Here is a 19293-nt window from a genome sequence, read left to right on the forward strand (position 1 = left end):
GTGAGGTGGAAAAGATTGCTGCTCGTTTTATTTAAGAAATTTCTTGGAAAACGTCAATCTCCCCACCCGGATTCTGCGGAACCACAACCGCCTGAACGATTGGTGATTCGAATTCAAGAGGGTGATTTGCGGCTGAGAAACCAGTTCATAACAGACTATCAGCCGTATGTAGCAAAAGTAACAAGTCGTTTTTGCAAGCGTTATGTAGATCCTGCTAGAGATGATGAATTTAGTATTGCTTTAGGTGCTTTTAATGAGGCTATCAATCAGTTTTCAACGGAGTCCGGGCGTTCATTTCTCGGATTTTCCGAGCAGGTTATTCGCCGGCGCCTGATCGATTATGTGCGTAAGGAGCAGCGTTTTTCACAGCAGCTACCGTACAGCACTTTTGATGTGGAGGATGAAGAGGATAATATCATCAATCCCGTAGAAATCCATCAGGCGATGGAGCAGTATGAAAAACAAAAAGGCATGGAGGAGCGGGCCAGCGAAATTATGGATTTGAATCGGTGTTTAGCTGATTTTGGCGTTCGGTTTTCGGATTTGGTTGATGCATCTCCGAAACATGATGATTCTAGACAAGCTTTGTTTGCTATTGGCAAGCAGTTGTCTGAAAACGCGGAATTTATGGGGGCTATGCTCACCAAGCGAGTACTGCCCATCAAGGAATTAATGGCTGTAGTCACTGTCTCGCGCAAGACACTGGAGAGAAACCGTAAGTTTATTATTGCTGTAGCCTTAATTTACAATGGGCCTTATCCATACCTCCGTGATTATTTGCATATCAAAGAGGAATCTAGCAAAGGGGGAGAGTAGCATGAATAAAGGCATCGTCATGGAGCTGACGGACAAATACATTATTGTGATGCGTGAAGACGGCAGATTCGATAAAATCTCGCGTCAACAGCATTCTTGCCAACTTGGTGAAGAGATTATATATGCTGACACCAGACTCAAATGGGCAAGTCCGTCTATAGCCGGCCGCTCAGCAGTAGTAGCGGCAGTTGTTTTTTGCCTGGTGGTTATGGCCAGCTTCGCAGGTAAAATTGGCAGCTCCGAGGTCGTTGCTTACGTATCGCTCGACATCAATCCCTCTATCGAAATGGGCATCGATGAAAAGGAACAGGTGCTCGAGCTTCGCGGCTTAAATCATGATGGGGCGGAACTGATCGAAGCGATGAATTTTAAGGGGAAGACACTAGAGAGCGTTACAGCATCGCTTTTGAACAAAGCAGAGGAGAAATCTTTAGCCAAGGGTGAAGGCGATATCGTCATCGCAAGCACGGTCGTTCTGGACAAAAGCAGCGTAGATGACACGAAAATTGCTGAAAGGCTTCGTCAGCAGGTAACTGATCACATTAAGCAAACACATCCTGATCAAGTCAGTGCTTATCAGGTTGAAGCGTTTGCGGCGCCTCAAGAAGTTCGCGAGGAAGCGAATAAGAGCGGGGTTTCGATGGGGAAATACTCAGTTTATCTGAATGCCAAAAACAATGGTGTCGCCGTTACGGTCGATGATTTAAAGAAAGAATCGATTCATCAGATCGTCAAGAATAACGCAAAGGATGATGTGGATAATAAATCCGCCGTCATTCAGCCTAACCGGGTGCCGACCAAGGAATCGATGAAGAAGCTGATGGAAGAAGAGAAGTCGGGAGAATTGGATAAGAAGCTGGACGATAAAAAGAAAGAGCAGCTAGCCAAAAATAACGACAAAAATAATAGCAATGCGAATAAAAACGACCCTAAAAAGGTCGGTAATTCGAATACAACCGGGTCAGGCAGCGGAAACAATAACAACAACAATAATAATAACAACAATAATAATAACAACAACAATAATAACAACAACAGTAATAACAACAAGAACAATAACAACAATAATAATAATAACAGTAATAATAACAATAATTCAAATTTCAGTAACAGCAAGGATAAAAACGATGATAAGAAACCGTCTACGACTATAGTCAAACCAAACATTCCTGCTTCAACTACCCAGAGTGGAGCTAAGCCTGGAACGACCAACAACGGTGCTACACGCCCTGGTGACAATGGCAAGCAGACGGATTCGAAGAAGGACGACGACAAGAAAAAAGATGATGACAAGACAGATGATGACAAGAAAAATGATGACAAGAAAAAAGTCGATGATAAAAAGAAAGATGATGATGTAAAAAAGTTCGATGATCTTCAAAAAGCCGACGATAAGAAAAAGCTCGCTGAAGAGGAACGTAAAAAAGAGGAAGCCAAGCGTCTGGCGGATCAGAAAAAGCGTGAGGAAGAGCTCAAAAAGCAAGAGGATAAAAAGAAAGAGCAGGACAAGAAAACGAACGAGGACGATAAAAAGAAGGACACCTCTAGTAAAACAGATGATCGAAACAAAGACAGCGACAGCAAGAAGGACGCTGATTCTTCAAAAGCGGATGATTCCAAGCGTGATGATACAAGTAAAAGATAAGGTGTAGAAGGTTTAGAGTCTTTGTATAATGTAAGCGAACAGCTTGTGCGGGTGGACCGTATAGGCTGTTTTTTTATGAGTTGTTGTTCTATAATATCAAAGAGATCAGATGGTAGAATTATAGGTTGAGAGAGCTGAGGAGGAACAGAGCAATGAGATACAGTACGTTCGGTCAAACGGGGTTTCAGGTGTCTGCATTAGGTTTCGGAGCGATGAATTTGCCAGGGGTTCCATTAGAGCAGGCAAGGGAAACGCTTAATTATGCGCTTGATCATGGTATTAATTATATCGATACAGCTGCGGGCTACCGCAATAGTGAGGAAATTATCGGGGAAAGTATTTCGCATCGCCGTGATGAATATTTTTTGGCAACAAAAACGAATAAAAGAGGCTATGCCGAGGCTAAGGAAGAAATCGAGCGGAGCCTTGTCAGGCTGAAGACTGATGTGATCGATCTGCTGCAAATTCACTACGTAAATTATGTAAGTGAATATAAGGCAGCCATGCAAAACGAAGGTGCATATGAGGCGGCTCTGGAGATGCAGGCCAAAGGCAAGGTAAAGCATATTGGAATTACCGGTCATCGTCCCGAGCTGCTTGCCAAGTGGATCAGTAAAGGGCAGTTTGCCCAGGTATTGTTTCATTTGAATCTGGCACAGCCATTTTCTCTCGAAGAGCTGATTCCTATGGCAACGAAGATGGGCATGGGTAAAGTTGCGATGAAGCCATTATCAGGCGGATTCATTCAACCTGTGGAAAAAGCGCTTCGCTACCCATACAGTCAAAATGTAGACGTCATTATATCAGGAATGATCAGCGTGGATGAGGTAAAGCAAAATCTTGCTGCTTTTGAGCATGAGGTCGGAGATGCCGAGCGTGTTGAACTGGAAAATTTGGCTACCGAACTGGGCAGCCATAACTGCCGCCGCTGCAACTATTGCTCCTGTCCGATAGGTGTGACGATTCCTGATATTATGATATCCAGCCAGATTCGTAGTACATTTGGCTTGCTGCCTAAGGGCGATGGATTTTATGAACGTCAAAAGGGGAATATTATGTCCTGTGCGGATTATGAGCCCTGTAAGGAGCGGCCTCTATGCGAAGAAAAATGTCCTTATCATCTACCGATGCGTAAGGTTGTCATGGAGTCTGCCTCTTACTTTGGAGCATAAGATACTCGTGTGGTCAATAATTTAGGTGATCTACTGTTAGGGGAATGAACTCTGGGTGAAACCGTTCGGATTTGCTTCACACAACTCGAGTGTACTTCGGGAAGTCAAGGAGGATGACAGCGGGAGGACACCAGAATGAGGGAACCTTATAGTGGCAAGTGCTAGGACATATCAAAAATGCTGCCTCGCGCAATAAAGCGGCGGGCAGCATACCAAGTTTAACGGAAGTAAGTGTCAGCCGACTTAAGCAGAAAGACTGTTGCTGTTGTTACTGCTATTATTGGTAACTAATGGAGTAGCTGAAGTCATCATGGTTAGTGCAATGGACTCCAAGTCCTTCATATGAACGATAAAACGGTTCACTTCCTGAGTAGTATAAGAAAGATTCACCGTCCGCTGGGACAATTGGGCAAGATTAATGCCGAACCAGCCCGTGCGGCGTGGATGAGCAGACAGATCGAACGACAATACAGGAATCGAAGCGGCGTCCCCGTCAGCAGGCAGGGTCTCAATTGACTCTGCATGAAGCTCATTTATGTCAAAATAGAGCTTTTTGCAGTGCCAACGAACAAAACCAGGTTGAAAGGAAATGACGAGAAGTGGTTCATCCCCATTAGCAACCTTATAAACCTGAATATCGCCTTGAGCTTTGCTTCGTTGAATGTATTGGTGTTGTTTGATATCAGGCAGTGTCATGACGATGAGAATAGGAATCGCACTTGCTGCATATATGAAGAGCTCGGATTCGAACAACAGGGCCAAACCAAGAAGAGCGACAAATAAAAAAACGGCACTTACCAAACTCCATTTTTGCTTTTTTGACATGGAACCAGCAATCCCCCAGATGAATGATAGAGTAGTATTACGACATGTTGCTTCTATCTTACCATAATGCACACTACAAGTTAATAGGAGTTTCTTTATATGCAGGTTTTGTTAATTATTGAATAATCCCTTGCTTGCTTCCAATAGCTGTTATCGGTATGTTCAGCAGTATCATCATATGTAGTTCAGAAATATGTAGTTCAGAAAAAAGGGAGGCCTGCAGATGAAAAAAAGAATAGGTTTGGTTGGCTTAGGTGATATTGCGCAAAAAGTTTATTTGCCGCTGTTAGCTGCTGATCAGCAGGTTGAGCTTGTCGGCGTTACGAGTCGCACGGCAGCTACGGTAGACAGGATTGCAGATCAGTACCGGATAAACGGGCGATTTCATTCGTTGGATGAGCTGCTGGATGTCAAACCTGATGCTGTATTTGTACATACGCCAACGGAGACCCATTATGATGTGGTCATGGCCTGCTTGAAAAAGGGAATAGCTGTATTTGTAGATAAGCCGCTTTCTTATGATCTGCATGAGTCTGAGGAGATGGCACAATTTGCTCAAGAACAGGGCATATTGTTAGCTGTAGGCTTTAACCGTCGATTTGCGCCTATGTATATAAAAGCAAGATCTTGGCTGGAAGAGGCCGGAGGCTTTGAGCTTTGTGAGGTTCATAAGCACCGAGTAAAGCTGCAGTCGCATAGTGCCAAACATACGTTATATGATGATCTGATCCATATGCTCGATCTGCTGCTTTGGCTGGGTGGAGATCAACATGAGGTGGGGCACTATTTGGAGCGCGTGGATGAGACTGGAAAGCTGCTGGTTGGAGCGGGGAGTTTGTTATTCACCCGTGAACACGCTCCCAAACAATCGGATGAACATGCAGCCATTCAGACTGACTCTAGCAAGGGTCGAATCGGGCAATTCAGTATGGTGCGTCGAGCGGGGGCGGATTTGGAAAAGCTGGAGCTGCATGGCGCGTACCGCTCTGCCGAAGTGCTTAATATGGAATCTGCCGTCCTATCGGAGCGATTCATCGATCCGCAGATTGCAGGCTTTGGAAGCTGGGATACGATTCTTCAGCGGAGAGGGTTTACCGGAGTCGTTCAGCATTTTCTAAGCTGTCTGGATCAGCCTGAGGCTTGCACGATCCGTGCGGATCAGGTGCTTCCCGTACATCAGCTTGTGGAGCGCTTGGCTTGTACCTCACATGAAGTTCCGAAATGAGAATATGGATAAAAGTGATCGGTATGTACCTTTGAGTTAGGAGGCTATGATGATCATTCATAAGGGAGAGACCTTGTTTCTTCAAGGTGAATCGGGTTCACTGTATCATTTGAAAAGTGGGCTGCTGAAAATCGTTCGTGTTCATGAGGACGGTAACTCGATTTTGTTGAATATTATCGTTCCTGACGAAATCATTCCGCACCATTCCTTGATGAGTCCAAATCCTTATCATGGAACGGCGATTGCTCTGATGACCTGTGAGGTCGAAGTGCTGCCAGCGGCGGAATGGTATCGGGAATTAGAACAGAATCCTGAGCGATATCGTACTATCGCACTTCAACTGCAGAATAAATTACGCATGATGCAGCAGCGCATTGACCAGCTTACTGCGGCTGCGCCTGCCGATAAGCTTGGCAAGCTGCAGCGCTGGTTTCAACTATATATGGGCTCAGTTGTTATCACGGATGTACTGACACAGGACGAGATTGGCCAGTTTATCGGCATCCGCCGTGAAACGGTGAATCGTTTACTAAGGACTCACAAAGTATCGGCTGGACCAAAAAATTCGAAGTGAATATCGGACTCCAAAACTCCCCACGCTTTCAGCATACCATTGACCACTCTCATAAAGGGTGTGGGGCCACAGAAATAGAAGCTCGCTTCCTTCGATGGCACTATGCTCGTTAGCCAAGGTAAATCCAGATAGCCTTGTTTATGATAAGTGGAGGGATGACCCGCTGGTTGTGCATAACACCAATAGGCAGATAGCTGAGAGTGGTCGTGGACAAGCTTCTCTACATGCTCCCTCATGGCATGTGACTGTTCATTATGCGCCGCGTGGATAAAGGTTACTTGCCGGTTGGGTTCCGTTTCAGCAAGCGTGTTTAGCATGCTGATCATGGGTGTCAAGCCGACGCCTCCGCTAATGAGCACAATAGGTTTGGTGTCCTCTGGATCCAAAATAAAGTCGCCTGCCGGTGCAGATAACAAGAGCGTGCTGCCTTCTTGAATGTCTTTGTGCAGGTGGACTGAAACTTTCCCCGCTGGCCTTCCTTCAAGCGCCGCCTCTCTTTTAACCGAAATCCGATAATAAGGCTTGCCGGGTGCATCCGAAAGACTATACTGACGAATATGCGTATACGTCTCGCCGGGAATTGTCATTTTCACACTGACATACTGTCCCGGTTCAAAAGCCGCTAACGGTTGCCCGTCTTGCGGGACCAAATAAAAGGATGTAATCACATCGCTTTCCTGAACCTTACGCTCCACACGAAAAGCTCTGTAATCGCTCCATCCTCCGACTTGCTCTGCAGCTTGCACTGACATCTCGCTTTCGATTCCAATAAATGCATCTGCAATGACTCCATAGGCTTCGCCCCATGCTCCAATCATATCGTCCGTTGCCGCATCACCAAGCACAGTCTTGATCGCACCCAGCAAATGTTGTCCCACGATGGGATAATGCTCTGGAAGGATACCCAGACTGCGATGTTTGTGGGCAATTTGTTTAACAACAGGCAAAATCGCTTCCAGCCTGTCAATGTGAAGCGCCGCAGCATACACAGCGTTGGCCAGTGCGGCCTGCTGCTTTCCTTGTTTTTGATTCGCATGGTTGAATAGGTTCAGCAGCTCAGGATGGGCGTTGAACAAGGACTGATAGAATGTGGTCGTAATTTCAGTTCCGTGCACTTCCAGAACCTGTACAGTGGATTTGATGATGGCTATGGTTTGTTGACTTAACATATTAGCTCGCCTCACTTTGGGTTTAATGGATATGGACCCAGTATAAACAATACGGTTCAGCAGGCTTGTGATTGGAATCACATCAAATAGGAACAATTTGTGGATAAGTCTAAAAGAGATATTAAAGCTGGGGCCAAGCTGTCGTGAAAAACATGAGTTATATTTTAAGCAAAGCAGGTTACGTAGGCAGCTATCACAGCTGAGATGGAGCCAGATCTCGGCTGCGATTTCCGGTCTTGCTGCCATATATAAAGAAACCAGAAAACCAGCTGACAAAGATAACTTAACTTTGTCAGCTGGTTTTTGGTCTATCGTTCCTTTGGTCAATTTAACATCCCTGAGACAAAGACAAATGAAGTCAGATCATAGTATTCATATGGGTTAAATCGAGATAATGTTAGCTTAGTTCAGACCGTTGCCGTTATTTATGCTGGTTCGTTTCCCGGTATTGAATCGGTGTAAGATATTCATGCTTCTTGAGAGCCGGTACATCATCCCATATCCAGTCCTACTGGCAACCATGCCGAGCATTACCGAACCTGCCGCGATTCCAATATCGAATAAATTGTAGAAAGTAGCTATAGCTGAGCCTCTTGGGGACCTATCTTATCGAAGACTTTACCCGAAATGAAACGAACCAATACTTCAAAGCGTCTTATGCTTACAATACTTTTTCACGCCGTGGGCCAATAGGACATGTTTTATAGATTGTAGTCGAATTTGTTCAGATATTTTTCAAAACCGGTTGTTATAGTAAAAAAATGTCGTAACTTCTTTCTTTTGAAATATAAGGCAGATCAATAGGGGGCAAGAACGGACTGTCATTTTGCAATATAAAAAACGAATCGATGGTACATGTGATTATATGAGCCATACGTGAAGGAGAAGCTGAACCAAATGAAACGATATCCAGCAAAATTGGTGTCATGGGTGATGATGGTTTGCATGATGATTGCCATGATGCAGCCGCTAACCGTGCCTGCTTATGCAGCAGAGGCTACAAAATGGGTTACTTACAAGAACGATGATTTCTCAAATGCCAATCAAGTTAATCTGTTCTCGCTAAACGGCAGCACAGCCATTGTTACAGATAATCAGAGTCGAAAGGTGCTGCGTTTAACACCTGCAACCGGGAACTTGTTTGGTACGGCTTTTAACAAGAAGCTGATAGCTCCCGGGAATAAGTATTCATTCAGTACGTTTTTTAAATTTAACTTGAATTCGTCACATGAAAGCAGCCCTGCGGACGGAATCACCTTTACCGTTCAAGCCCAGTCAAACAGTGCAGGATCGGTAGGACAAGGTATTGGATACGGAGGGATTACCCCGAGTTTTGCAATTAAATACGATACCTATAAGAACGAATCTCCCGTTAATGATCCGTCGAACAACTATATCGGCTTAGCCGTAAACGGTAACGTTAATAATACGAATGCTAATTGGTATACAACAAACCTGAATTCAGTTAAGCTTGCTGACGGCAATGACCATTACACTTGGATTGACTATGATGGAAGCAGCAACAATGTCAAGGTTTATATCAGTAACAGTCTTACACGACCGACTTCTCCTGTGCTGGATGTGAATGGCATTGATCTGGAGAACATTTTTAGCGGCAAATCAGGTGTTTATGCAGGATTCACTGCGGCAACCGGCGGCTCCAAGGAGATTCACGATATTATCTCGTGGTATTTTGTCAACGATCTGGATCCGATCGATACATTAAAGTATACCTATAGACAAGCTCCCACCCAAGTAACCGTTAGTGCTACACCGACAGGACAACCAGGCAAATTCAACGTGACGACAACACTGCTTGACGTCGATGGAAACCCGGTATCAGATGCTCCGGTTAAGCTGAGCACAAAACCGCTGGGCAATGTAGTCGATCAGCTTGGTAATCCACTGTCAGGTTTGCAATCAGACAATAATGGACAGGCAACGGCTGTTATTGATTTTGGAGGAGCTTCTCCTGCGGGTGAAGCAGCTGTAACAGCAGCATCTATCGGAGGAGCCTATCAATCCGTTCCGATTCTGATATTATCTACAGGAACAACGGTAGAGACAGCTTCCACACTTACATGGAGCTCAGTCACCGGTGCAGACTACTATGATCTGTATAAGGATGGAGCTTTGTACAAGGCTAGTGTTACGGGTGTCACCTATGCACTGACCGACCTTACCCCGGGAATTGACGCTACCTTTACAGTAAAGGCAATAAAGAACGGAGTGGGTACCCTTACATCTAATCTCGTGGCGATTCCTTCCCTGGTAGCTCTTGCATTGGATAGCATAGCTTATTCATTACCTGCAGGATCAACACATCAAACCGTTGTTTCAACTGTGTATTCAGATCCAACTAGAAACGGAGATGTAACGAATTCATCCAATTATAGTTCTGCTGCCTCTGGAATTGCGACAGTCAGCTCAAGTGGAGTTGTCACGGCTGTTGGAGCGGGAACAACTGTAATCACGGCCGTTTATAGTGGAAAGTATGTACAAGCTACGGTTACAGTACCTATTGATGCTCCAACAGGTGTGGCAACCAGCAATGTAACAACAACAGAAGCGACGGTTAGCTGGAATGCGGTTCCCATCGCCCAGTCGTATAACATCTATGACAATGGAATATTGATTAAATCGGGTGTGACCGATACTCGTTACACAGTAACAGAACTTGTACCTGGAACCGTGCACAACTTTACGGTAAGTGCTGTTAGCAATCATATAGAATCAACACAATCAAGCGGATCAAGTGTAACCACATCGGCAATACGTGATTTGAAAGTAGATCCGGCCAGCTATACCTTGCTCACTGGAGCCACACATCCAACGAAGACGAGTGCAGTATTTATGGATGAAAGTGTAAAGGATGTGACCAAACAGGCAACATACATCTCTTCCAATCCTGGTGTTGCTTCTGTTGATGCGAATGGTTTAATTACAGCCATAGCACCTGGAACAACAACGATTACGGTAACCTATGACGGAAAGACCACCACACAAACGATCGTGGTTCAAGACAGCGTTCCGCAGTTTAACGTAACTTTGAGCGCATCACCAGAATCTGTTGTGGGAGACGGCAGCTCCAAGGTAACGTTGACCGCCCGTGCAGTCTCGAAAAATGGTAGTCCAGTTGCCGGAGTTCCAGTCACGTTCCACTTCGGAAATAATCCAGCGAATGATGTTACAGCCATTACGAATGAACAGGGCATTGCTTCCATTGAGTATACGACTCCGACCCTTCAAGGTACGAGGCCTGTCAATGAAGTGATTACAGCATCGGCGGTAGATCCAAAATCCGGATTGTCCACACAGCAAAGTACATCGATTGATTATTTGCCCGCTTCTGTACAAGGTATAGTAATTGACCAGGTAACGGGAAAACCCGCTGCAAATTCAACTGTTAAGGTGACTGCCGATTTTGACGGGGACGGAATTATTGACTTCTCTTCGACTGTAACGACTGGACCGGATGGTTCTTATCATATCGGTGTACCTCGCGGTAATTTCAACTATACTATGAATATTCAAACGTCGGTACAAATCGGAAATCAAACGGTAACATTAAATAGAACCCAAACGGCAGCTGTAGGCACATTGAATGCTGTAGGTCAGAAAATTGATTCGACGAATAAAATTAGCGGACAGTTATTCATTGCTGCTTCCTCTAAACAGACTTCACAGCCAACCGTAGGCAGCTTGTTCGGAAACGGGAATGTTAGTGCAATCATCAAAGACATGAACGGCAATACTATCATTTCAACCATTGCGCTTGATGCTAACGGAAACTTTGAACTCGACAATGTTCCACAAGGTCAGTATAAGATTTCGTACCAGATCAAAGCTCCGGATGGAACCTTATTGGCTGGACCCTCTATGACCGTAAATGTGAACCAAAACGGGCAGCTGGGTGTTGCTTACTCCTTAATTGATCCTTATGGAATTGTGACAGATGAAGTCACCAAACAAATAGTTAGCGGTGCGACTGTAAATCTGTACTGGGCGGATACGGATTTGAACAAGCAAAAAGGGCGTACGCCAAATACACTCGTCAACTTACCTGAGCTGCAGAGCTTTGCACCGAATCAGAACCATAATCCGCAAATAACAGATGCTGCTGGGCAATACGCTTGGATGGTATATCCGGACGGAGATTATTATATTATCGCAAGCAAACCGGGCTATTTTATTTACAGCACGTTGGAAACGAAGCCAAATGCACCTGCAGTCAACGGTTCAGACAGCTATATTCAAAATGGGATCATCCACGTGGGACAAGATATTGTAAACTTTAACTTTGCAATGAGGCAAATCTATTCCAATCAAACTAGTTCTGGAAGTGGATCCGGAGGCGGTTCTGGATATGTGCCGGCTCTACCTGATGTATTATTGAATCTGTCTGTAGACAAGAATCTTGTCAAAGAAGGCGATACATCAACGATTACAGTGGAGTATAAAAATCAGACCTCCGCTAAATTGGAATCCGGTGTTATTTCCATTACGATTTCAGAAGGCGCGGAGCTTGTAAATGCAGACGGTGGCACCGTTGATGGAAACAAAATTTCCTGGAGCATTAGTAATTTGGCTGCAGGAGAAGCAGGAAGCTTCAAGGTACAATTGAAGTGGGGTCTTATTGGAGCTGCGGATACGCAGGTTACTATTCCCGTACAGTTTGCAACTAACAGCAACGGGGTTACTACAGTGAAAGCCGATTCAACGATTCAAATGAAAATATTTTCTGAGCGCTTTGGAAATCAGAAGCATCAACGATATATACTTGGATATCCTGATGGGAACTTCCTTCCGGACAACTCTTTGACGCGGGCGGAGCTTGCAGCTGTCGTTGCGAGACTGACTGAGAATGTTAAGGTAAATGATGCTCTTACGTATACCGATATTCGTGAAGATCATTGGGCGGTAAACTACGTCAAGATAGCAACGAAGCACGGTTACTTCAGTGGTTTTGAAGACGGAAGCTTCCATCCTGAAGCTCAGGTCTCCAGAGGTGAGTTGGCATCTGTTATGGCACGTTTCTTGAAATTGAAGGTCAGTGCCGCTGGCGATACATATTTCACAGATGTTAAAGACCATTGGGCTGCAGACTCGATTGAGCAGCTGTATCGAAGCAAGTTCCTTACCGGATATCCGGACGGGACATTTAAGCCTCAAGACCGTATCCACAGAGTTGAAGCAGTAACTATGATCAACAGGATGCTGTATCGCGGTCCGTTGAAAGGCATCGCTCCATTATTCCCGGATGTTGTGGAAAGTCACTGGGGCTTTGGGGATGTACAGGAAGCTACTTCTTCCCATGAATCAGATCGAAACCAAGATGGAAGTGAAACTTGGAAGAATAAGCTTGAAGACGATGTAAAATAAATAATAACCGGGTGCGCAAATACAATGTGCGCCCGGTTATTATTTATTTCTAGATAAGATGAACCAAAGAAACACACAGCCCGAGCGGAGAAAGCGGACCCTTCTGGAGAAACGAAGTGTTCGCTTGAAACCCTCAGACAGCAGACTATTTGACCAATAGGAGTTCAAAGTCTATGTCCTTGTTCAGAAAGCCTTCTTGTTTAATAAGCTGTGCAAAGCCCTGCAGTGTAGAGTGATCGGTTTTGGAATTCCAGATAATCCGTTTTAACGCGCGCTCAATCGCATCGGCAGATAGTGATTGACCAGTCAATTGCTCAAGGGATTGGGAAAGCGTGTGATAGGTGTCCGGTCTTTTCTCGCTAATGGATTGCAAGGAAATATTGTGTGCTTGCAGAAATCGAGAGACGGCCTCAGGATGATTCTGAACAAAGTCCCGATTAACGGCAATGACTGTATTGGGGTACAGCCCCTCGTTGTATAGCTCCTGCCAATCCACGAGAACGCGTGCTGCTGCTTTATTTTCCAGCAGGGTTACCCATGGCTCTTGTACCAGGGCCGCATCGATTTGGTTGTTTGCAAACATGGATATCAGGGTGGAGGGCTTAGCTTGTATAATGCGGATATCACCTCCGCGGAAGACGTCCTTTAAACCGTGGCGACCCAGCAGCTGTCGGAGCAATATATGCTGGCCATTTCCGTATTGCGGAATTGCGATGGTCTTTCCTCGTAACTGTCCAACCTGCTGAAGGCTTGAGTCTGCTCGAACAAGGAGGGCTGCTCCTCCTTGATTGACACCGGAAATGATTTGGATATTTTGTTTTTTGGAAAAAGCCTCAAACACCGGACCCGGTCCCGTATACCCGATATCAATCTGATTGTTTAATAATGCGTCGACAACGGCAGGACCCGCTGAAAAAGCGCGCGTTTCGAATTGTCCGTCAAATTGTTGCTTGAATAGTTCATGATGTATGGCCAACAATGCAGGAGCGTGAGTTAAATTCGGTATAAATCCGATACGAATTTGTTGTGTGGTTTGTTTTGTTTCCAGAGCGGCATCCCCGATGATCTCAACGACGCTAGATTTGATATCCTGAGAAATACCTTGTAGATCCTGCGTCGATCCGGCAACGGTAAGTACGGAGGAGGCTTGTTTTTCAGATAAACGTGCTACTTCATAGGCGGACGCTAACGATTGCTGGGCTAATGAAGCCACGGTATGCAGGTGCTGGATCAGCTGATCTTTGCGATCGCTGGCTGTATGCAACAGATGGCTGGCCTCAGCTGAGTGTTCAGTGATAGTAGACAAATTAAGATGGATTAAATCGAATTGCTGCTTCGTTTCTTCAACGGCTTGAGAGACGTTTTCTGAGGATTTCCGTGTCTCGTCTACCGTTCTGCTGAAGGTTCTTACTTGCTGCTGCATACCTTGCAATAATTCAGTAATTGTCCGTCCACTGACTGCACTTTCGACAGCCAGCTTTCTTACCTCCTGGGCAACCACCGCAAAGCCTTTACCTTGCTCTCCGGCGTGCGCCGCTTCAATAGAAGCATTTAAGGAAAGCATTTGAATGCTCTGAGAAACTTGAAAGATAGATTCCATCGCTTTGGAAATGGCTTCTGTCTTATACTCAAGGTCCTTCATGGTCGCGTGTAATTTATTTGAAATTTCTTTATTATGTATGGATTGCTGGGCCAGTACATCAACCGTGATCTTGCCGGTCTCAGCTGCACGCAGTGATTGGCCAGCAGCTGTCTCCATATGTTGAATTTGATCGACGGCCGTGTTCAGAACCTCACCTAGCGTTTCGGAGTTGACCAGACTTTTTTCGGTTTCTTCAGACTGGAGTTCAGCAGCGTTGACAATTTCGTGAATAGACAATGAGACGGTTTCCATATTTTCTATCGTATTCTTCACAAAATGTAAGAGTGAATCTGTTGAATCCGATAAGGTACGACTTGTCTCGTAGAGCTTTTTAAATTCTTGTACAGGATGATGGGGCTGGACTGAATCCGCCTTTTCCATGGTTTTAAATGAATTGATGAAGTGTAGGCTTCTACTGAGCAGTGTCATGAGATCAACCTCCTATACATATTTAAAAAATAATCATGTAACGTGCATAAATATAAGGTATAATAAAATAAAGCATAGTATTCACATTGGGATAAGTGTATAACAATTTATCATGCGTGTATTTATTTGTCAATTGAAATAAATACAAGCCATTTCCTCTGAGGAAATGGCTTGTAAGAACAATTCGAACTGCTTATAAAGAGTGCTGGATGAGAGATTGAATGCAACGATGGCTATACCTTGAAATGAGATAATTGATCCAGAAGCTCCTGCACCAACGCGCTTAGTGCTTCAGCAGAGGAAGAGATTTCCTCCATGGAAGCCAACTGCTCCTCGGATGAGGCCGCTATGCTTTGTGAATTTGCCGAGGAGTCCTTGGCGATTCTGGCTGAGCGGTCGATAGAAGACGCTACCTGCTCCGAGCTTGCAGATATTTGCTGTACGGCCGCTGATACCTCATCGATTTGTTGATTGACGCCGCTCATTTCCTTGGTGATCGCTTCAAATAACTGCCCGCTTTCAGAAACAGAAGCTACGCCTTTGACGACTTCAAGCGTACTTTGACCCATAGCGTTCATAGCCAGACTCGTTTCTTGAGTCACATCATGGATCAGCTGTGATACATTTTCTGCAGCGAGCTTCGTTTGCTCCGCCAGCTTGCGGACCTCAGCGGCAACGACGGCAAAACCTTTTCCTTGTTCACCGACGCGTGCAGCCTCAATGGATGCATTAAGGGCAAGCAGATTGGTTTGCGTGCTGATGTTGGTAATGACACCAATAATACTGCCGATTTCTTCTGATTTCGTATTCAGACGGGTAATAGCGGCCTCCGATTGACTGACCGTGGAACGAACGACTTCCATTTGCTGAACGGCATCATGAATGCGAAGGTTTCCTTTTTCCGTTTGACCCATGATACCTTTGGCTGCTTCTGCAACGTTGACGGTTGAACTGGCAATCCGACTCATGCCCTGAGTCATTTCATCCATAGCTCTGGAAGAGTCGTAAGCCTGCTGCTCTTGAGTCTCGGAACCCGTAGCAACCTCCTGGATCGCTTCAACAATCGTTTCGGTGGCGCGTGTTGTTTCTTCGGCACTGGCCGATAGCTCCTGTGAAGTAGCTCCGGCTGACATGGATAAATCGCTAACCAGTTGAAGAAGCTGGCGAAGCTTCTGAATCATGACATTAAAATGCTCAGCCATGACACCAAATTCATCCTTGCTTCGGACAGGAACGGTATGAGTGAAATCGCCCTCGGCCAAGCTTTTCAATATGCTGATTATATGGTTCAGCGGATTAACAATAACCTTCCAAACAATTAGGGCCATAAGCAGCCCAAGCAACAATAATGAAGCAAGAGCAATCGCTATGGATATGTACAGGATGTCGTAGTAGGTTTCAAGTACGGTCGTTAAGGGTATTACTGTTTCTATGTACCACTTTTCATTGCTGCCCGGAATGGTAATGAAATCAAAGTCGCGAATGGAGGCTACACCGTTGATATTATTGGAAAACATCTGGGTTTTTCCGTTCTGAAGCTGTTCCCACAATTGCTGTTTTTCCGGATTATCGGCATAGTTTTTGGCAACTAGATCCGATTTACCGCCATGAGCTACATACATTCCTTTGCCTGATATTACAGTCAGGTAGCCTCCTAATGGTTTTTCCTTCTCAATATGCTGCTGCAGCGTATCCAATGCGATATCCGCACCTAATATCCCGATAAAATCCCCTTTGGTATCAAGAATAGGAAGAATGACAGAAGTCATCATGACTTGTTTGCCAGCAGCCTGGTAGGAATAAGGCTCGAGAATCGTAATCTGCTTTGTGCGTTTGGCTATTAAGTAATAATCCCCTGCGCCTTCCTTGTCGTAATCCTTTAGTGGTTCAATCACTTGTCTATCGCTGCTTTTAACTATATAGGACATAAAACGACCTGTCGCGTCGTCATAAGGTGTTTTATTTACATTTACCTTATCATTACCGTCAAAAGCGTTAGGCTCCCAAAGTGTGTAAAGCGCAAGAACAGTCGGTTGTTTTTCTAGCTCCTTGCCCATAATGCGGATGATATCCTCACGGGTTTGTTTCTTTTGTGTGTTCGCATCAAGCGCCACTACAGATAAGCCTTTGAGCATAGAACTGATGCCAATTAAATCCTCCTCCATGGAGACGGAAAAGGCCTGCCCTGCCTGATGGGCAGTTAGTAAACCCTTGTCCAGACTAACGGTGTACAACTGCTTCAGATTCAGAGCGATTAAAGAGGCAAATACGAGGAGAAGAGAAAGGCCGAGTGTTAATGAAAGCTTCAACGATAGTTTCAAGTTTTTGTACCATTGCATAATAGAAGTCCCCTTCATACATAGATGTTTTGTCTGACTACATATTATCATAAGCAGCTTATTTATAGGATTATTTTATACGTATATTGTTAAGGAAGTGTACGTTTAAGGTTAGGAATGATTTAATGTTATTCATATTTATTTAAATTCCTACAAATGGATCTGCTGCTCGGGGAGAGGTAGAGTGTGATCAGGGTTTTGTTGTATGATAGATACAAGGTAAGTTACCTATTTTGGAACCCATATGGAGGATAGATCGAATGGCGAATTCCATTACGGCACTGCTTGCAGGTGCCAATACGACGCTGGTCAAAGAACCCTCACTTGAAGTAACCGTTTCTTGGATAAGTGCTCCAGCTGAGCTGGATCTGAGCTGCTTTATGATAGGTGAGAATGGAAAAGTACCTTCTGATGACTACTTTATTTTTTATAATCAGCCTGCTGATCCTCAACAGCTTGTAAAATATAAGAGAGTAGAAGCGAACGCTGTCGTTTTTTTGATTGATTTGGAAAGACTTTTGGCATCTGGAATTGATAAATGCGTATTCGCTGCAACTCTGGATGGTGGGGGAACCTTTAAAGCTATCAATGGCTGTAAGGTGATCTGTCGGACCTCCGAAGCAGAGGTTGTGTATGAAATTAAAGAAACAGGTGATGAGACATCTCTTGTATTGCTGGAATTATATCGTTATCAAGGCTGGTGGAAGCTGCGTGCAATTGGTAGAGGGTTTAATGGAGGACTGCAGCCGTTGGCAGAGGCTCATGGTGTGAGTGTGGCTGATGAGGAGAATGAAGCTGAAGACGCTGCGCCGAGTCCAACTGATAATTTTACAGCAGCTTCCTCAAACTCGGCTACGGTTACGCCTGCATCATCTGGACAGGCATCTGTGCCAATCTCAGCAGCAGCTGCACCCATATCAGCACCTGCAGATGCTCCTGCGGATGGAGCCAAGTCGGTTTCGTTTTTTGCAGCAAAAGCCGCAACGAAATCCGTATTTTCCTTTCAATCGAGGTCGTCCTCGATATTTGCTTTACAGCCAGCAGCGACATTCGTATTTCCAAGTGGTATGCTGAGCAAAAAGACAAAGCTTTTCTGGCTGCCGACATGATGAAATTTGTGAAAAAATAAGGAGTGGGTTGAGTGATGATGCATTTTGCAGATAATTCTAGAGGTAAACCGTATTCGAAGGACCCTGCAGTCGTGAGGTTTCTTGATAGCTATTGGATGTATTACTCCATTCCTTCTTTTGAAGATGGACGCGAGCAGGATGGGTGGGCAATCGGAATTGCTGTGAGTGAGGATTTGCACAATTGGAAGACCGTCGGTGAAATAAAGCCGGAGCACGCGTACGAGAAAAATGGTTTTTGCGCACCTGGGGCTATTGTATGGGAGGGCAGCATTCATTTATTTTATCAGACTTATGGTAATGGTCCGAAAGATGCGATCTGCCATGCGGTCTCGGATAACGGCATTGATTTCGTCAGAAACGCGACAAATCCGGTATTTTCACCAACAGGAGCATGGAATAATGGCAGAGCTATTGATGCCGATGTTATCATTTTTAATGAGAAGCTGTTCATGTACTTTGCTACCCGCGATCCTAAGGGTGAGGTTCAAATCCAGGGAGTAGCAACAGCAGCGCTAAACTCAGGTTTCGGGCGTGACGCATGGACACAAGCTTGTGATGACACGATACTGGAACCCGTGTATCCTTGGGAGGGTCAGTGTGTGGAGGCTGCAGCAACGTGTAAGCGGGGCGATAAGCTGGTTATGTTCTATGGAGGGGCATATAATAATTGTCCTCAGCAAATCGGATGTGCAGTGAGTGACGATGGTATTCGATGGGAGAGGTTGTTTACCGAGCCCTTTCTTCCGAATGGTGAACAGGGAAGTTGGAACTCAAGCGAGTCAGGGCACCCTTTTGTATTTGTAGATGAGGCAACGGACCGCACTTATTTGTTCTATCAGGGCAATAATGATATGGGCAAGACCTGGTACTTGTCTAATGTAGAGATTGTATGGGAAGGTCATATTCCATCAGTAAAAAAGTAAGCGCATGATGCAGCTAAACAAG

At 45.0% G+C, this 19293-nt stretch carries 12 protein-coding genes; 8 read left to right on the forward strand and 4 right to left on the reverse strand.

What is annotated here, in order from left to right:
- The first annotated feature begins 15 nt into the window (after positions 1-15).
- From sigI to BM210_RS18565, 3 genes are all read left to right on the forward strand, one after another.
- Positions 16-816 (forward strand): RNA polymerase sigma factor SigI, encoded by an 801-nt coding sequence (gene sigI / locus BM210_RS18555; RefSeq protein WP_091171209.1) that lies wholly within the window; start codon positions 16-18, stop codon positions 814-816.
- A gap of 1 nt (position 817) precedes the next feature.
- A complete protein-coding gene (locus BM210_RS34345; RefSeq protein ID WP_177237888.1) occupies positions 818-2461 on the forward strand; it encodes an anti-sigma-I factor RsgI family protein in 1644 nt (547 codons plus the stop codon).
- Positions 2462-2613: 152 nt separating this feature from the next.
- Positions 2614-3633, forward strand: a complete 1020-nt coding sequence (locus BM210_RS18565) for an aldo/keto reductase (RefSeq protein WP_091171210.1) — start codon at positions 2614-2616, stop codon at positions 3631-3633.
- A gap of 243 nt (positions 3634-3876) precedes the next feature.
- Here BM210_RS18565 and BM210_RS18570 read toward each other — a convergent pair whose 3' ends face one another.
- Positions 3877-4458, reverse strand: coding sequence for a hypothetical protein (locus tag BM210_RS18570; protein WP_091171213.1), 582 nt, complete (start codon positions 4456-4458; stop codon positions 3877-3879).
- Between the two features lie 223 nt (positions 4459-4681).
- On the opposite strand from BM210_RS18570, the gene BM210_RS18575 reads away from it, so the two are divergent.
- Both BM210_RS18575 and BM210_RS18580 read left to right on the forward strand, forming a co-directional pair.
- On the forward strand, positions 4682-5683 hold the full coding sequence (locus tag BM210_RS18575) for a Gfo/Idh/MocA family protein (protein WP_091171214.1): 1002 nt from the start codon (positions 4682-4684) through the stop codon (positions 5681-5683).
- Between the two features lie 49 nt (positions 5684-5732).
- Positions 5733-6257: a Crp/Fnr family transcriptional regulator gene (locus BM210_RS18580; protein WP_091171217.1), complete on the forward strand. Its 525-nt coding sequence runs from the start codon at positions 5733-5735 to the stop codon at positions 6255-6257.
- Here BM210_RS18580 and hmpA read toward each other — a convergent pair.
- Positions 6221-7426, reverse strand: a complete 1206-nt coding sequence (gene hmpA / locus BM210_RS18585; RefSeq protein WP_091172497.1) for an NO-inducible flavohemoprotein — start codon at positions 7424-7426, stop codon at positions 6221-6223. The two genes, BM210_RS18580 and hmpA, sit on opposite strands and share 37 nt — an antisense overlap.
- 897 nt (positions 7427-8323) lie before the next feature.
- On the opposite strand from hmpA, the gene BM210_RS18590 reads away from it, so the two are divergent.
- A complete protein-coding gene (locus BM210_RS18590) occupies positions 8324-12808 on the forward strand; it encodes an S-layer homology domain-containing protein (protein ID WP_091171218.1) in 4485 nt (1494 codons plus the stop codon).
- 145 nt (positions 12809-12953) lie between these two features.
- On the opposite strand, the gene BM210_RS18595 is transcribed toward BM210_RS18590, so the two are convergent.
- Together BM210_RS18595 and BM210_RS18600 are read right to left on the reverse strand one after the other, a co-directional pair.
- Complete coding sequence (locus tag BM210_RS18595) at positions 12954-14879, reverse strand: aliphatic sulfonate ABC transporter substrate-binding protein (RefSeq protein ID WP_091171221.1); 1926 nt, start codon at positions 14877-14879, stop codon at positions 12954-12956.
- A gap of 233 nt (positions 14880-15112) precedes the next feature.
- Entirely contained in the window at positions 15113-17218 is a 2106-nt protein-coding gene (locus BM210_RS18600) for a methyl-accepting chemotaxis protein (protein WP_177237889.1), read from the reverse strand.
- 260 nt (positions 17219-17478) lie between these two features.
- Between BM210_RS18600 and BM210_RS18605 the strand changes: the two genes are divergently transcribed.
- On the forward strand, positions 17479-18327 hold the full coding sequence (locus BM210_RS18605; RefSeq protein ID WP_091171227.1) for a TerD family protein: 849 nt from the start codon (positions 17479-17481) through the stop codon (positions 18325-18327).
- A 35-nt stretch (positions 18328-18362) separates the two neighbouring features.
- A complete protein-coding gene (locus tag BM210_RS18610; protein ID WP_256223801.1) occupies positions 18363-19271 on the forward strand; it encodes a family 43 glycosylhydrolase in 909 nt (302 codons plus the stop codon).
- Positions 19272-19293 lie beyond the last annotated feature (22 nt).

The organism is Paenibacillus sp. 1_12 (assembly GCF_900114475.1).
Taxonomy (GTDB): domain Bacteria; phylum Bacillota; class Bacilli; order Paenibacillales; family NBRC-103111; genus Paenibacillus_S.

Excerpts from the sequence above, each read along its gene's own strand:
- BM210_RS34345 (WP_177237888.1), top strand. The coding sequence starts at position 818 with ATGAATAAAGGCATCGTCATGGAGCTGACGGACAAATACATTATTGTG.
- BM210_RS18565 (WP_091171210.1), top strand. The coding sequence starts at position 2,614 with ATGAGATACAGTACGTTCGGTCAAACGGGGTTTCAGGTGTCTGCATTA.
- BM210_RS18570 (WP_091171213.1), bottom strand. The coding sequence starts at position 4,458 with ATGTCAAAAAAGCAAAAATGGAGTTTGGTAAGTGCCGTTTTTTTATTT.
- BM210_RS18575 (WP_091171214.1), top strand. The coding sequence starts at position 4,682 with ATGAAAAAAAGAATAGGTTTGGTTGGCTTAGGTGATATTGCGCAAAAA.
- BM210_RS18580 (WP_091171217.1), top strand. The coding sequence starts at position 5,733 with ATGATCATTCATAAGGGAGAGACCTTGTTTCTTCAAGGTGAATCGGGT.
- hmpA (WP_091172497.1), bottom strand. The coding sequence starts at position 7,426 with ATGTTAAGTCAACAAACCATAGCCATCATCAAATCCACTGTACAGGTT.
- BM210_RS18590 (WP_091171218.1), top strand. The coding sequence starts at position 8,324 with ATGAAACGATATCCAGCAAAATTGGTGTCATGGGTGATGATGGTTTGC.
- BM210_RS18595 (WP_091171221.1), bottom strand. The coding sequence starts at position 14,879 with ATGACACTGCTCAGTAGAAGCCTACACTTCATCAATTCATTTAAAACC.
- BM210_RS18600 (WP_177237889.1), bottom strand. The coding sequence starts at position 17,218 with ATGCAATGGTACAAAAACTTGAAACTATCGTTGAAGCTTTCATTAACA.
- BM210_RS18605 (WP_091171227.1), top strand. The coding sequence starts at position 17,479 with ATGGCGAATTCCATTACGGCACTGCTTGCAGGTGCCAATACGACGCTG.
- BM210_RS18610 (WP_256223801.1), top strand. The coding sequence starts at position 18,363 with ATGATGCATTTTGCAGATAATTCTAGAGGTAAACCGTATTCGAAGGAC.